This is a genomic window from Lachnoclostridium sp. An14, from assembly GCF_002160755.1.
Lineage (GTDB): Bacteria > Bacillota > Clostridia > Lachnospirales > Lachnospiraceae > Lachnoclostridium_A.
In genome coordinates, this window is sequence record NZ_NFLE01000079.1 from 1 (window position 1) to 1,802 (window position 1,802).

Annotated in this window: 2 protein-coding genes; both read right to left on the reverse strand. The window is 60.3% G+C overall.

Annotation, left to right across the window (positions count from 1 at the left end):
* Positions 1-148, reverse strand: a 148-nt coding sequence (locus B5E84_RS21455; protein WP_143469295.1) for a PriCT-2 domain-containing protein, incomplete at its 3' end; no start/stop codon positions are given.
* 25 nt (positions 149-173) lie between these two features.
* Positions 174-1,760, reverse strand: coding sequence for a DEAD/DEAH box helicase (locus B5E84_RS20160; protein ID WP_087226750.1), 1,587 nt, complete (start codon positions 1,758-1,760; stop codon positions 174-176).
* Between the last annotated feature and the right edge of the window lie 42 nt (positions 1,761-1,802).

Consider the following 1,802-nt stretch of genomic DNA (forward strand, 5'->3'; position numbering starts at 1 on the left):
GATCCCGCCGGCTCCACTCCTCCCAGACGGAGACGTCATACCCTTCATAGTTGAGGGCCATCCCGACGTTAATCCAGTCCTGATAGGACAACTCCGCCGGCTCTATGTAATCCAGGACCTCCAACAGGTCATACTGGTTGTTCTCCATATTTCTGCTCCTTATTTATTCAGTCTCAGTCAGGTCGATACTCCTGAGGGTTTACGCCCGGTGGAGCCCCTCTCCATCCATTCGCAGCAATCCGGTCAATCATCTTTTTGGCAGCCTCAAACTGCCAGGTGCCCACGTGCTGGAACCCGTACATCTCAAGCCTTCGGATTTGTTTTGGAGTGGCCAGTCCTTCCGCCTTCCGCTTGCCCAGCCGGTCTAACAATTTCGCTGCCTTTCCAGCATTGTCAATCCCATTCGGCTCGATCCCCAGTTTCTCCAGGGTCGCCTTTTGCTTATCGGATGGCGGCGCCAGCTCCCATCCAAAAGAAGGAACGTATCCGGAAAGGTCCTCCGCCTGGATGCTCATCTCAAACTGCAAGGGGTCCACCAGGCGCTGTTTCCTCCGTTTCATCTCCGCCAGTTTCTTGGCCAGGGCCTCCTCCCGCTGGGCCACCACATCCTCTGATGCCTGCCGCTCTGCCTCCTCCAGATCCACCGGGCAGCCCGCTTTTTCTTCCAGATTCTCCGTCATCTTCCGGGCCACCTCCTCATTTTCACAGATCAGTGAGGCAGGATGGCACAGCTCATGGCGCTCCGTATGCCACAGGAAATCCAGCAGGAGAAGGTGGTCCTTTCCGGGGAACAGCCGGGTCCCGCGCCCTACCATCTGACAGTACAGGCTGCGGACCTTTGTGGGCCGGAGCACCACCTCACAGTCCACGGACGGGCAGTCCCACCCTTCCGTCAGCAGCATGGAATTGCACAGGACGTCGTACCGGCCGGCCTCAAAGTCAGCCAGGACCTCCGCCCGGTCCCCGCTCTCCCCGTTGACCTCCGCCGCCCGGAACCCGGCCTCGCAGAGGATGTCCCGGAACTTCTGGGATGTCTTAACCAACGGCAGGAATACCACGGTTTTCCGGTCCCGGCAGTACCGCCCCATTTCCTCCGCGATCTGGTGGAGGTACGGGTCCAGGGCGGTGCCGATCTCCCCGGCCTTAAAGTCCCCCGCCTGTACCCCCACAGTGGAAAGGTCCAGTTTCAGGGGGATGGTCAGGGCCTTAATGGGGGAGAGGTACCCGTCCCGGATGGCCCTGGGAAGGGTGTATTCATAGGCCAGGCTCTGGAACACCTCGCCCAGGTTTCTCATATCCCCGCGGTCCGGTGTGGCCGTTACCCCTAACACCTTCGCCTCCGGGAAATGATCCAACACCCTCCGGTAGCCCTCCGACAGGCAGTGGTGGGCCTCGTCAATAATGATGGCGGTGAAATAATCGGCTGGGAACTGTCCCAGCCGTTTCTCCCGCATCAGGGATTGTACGGAGCCCACTGTGACCCGGTACCAGCTCCCCATGCAGCTCTCCTCCGCCTTTTCCACAGCACACCGCAGCCCCGTGGCCTTGTGCAACTTGTCCGCCGCCTGGCTCAACAGTTCCCCCCGGTGGGCCAGGATCAAAACCCGGTCCCCGCGGCGCACACAGTCCTCCGTGATCTTGGCGAACACAATGGTTTTCCCGCAGCCGGTGGGAAGGACCAGGAGCGTACGCAGCGCCCCCGTTTCCCACTGGGCGGCTACCGCTGCCCTTGCCTCCTCCTGATATGGCCTCAGCTCCATTAAAACTCACCTGCCACAAACTTCCGGGATTCATACGGGAGA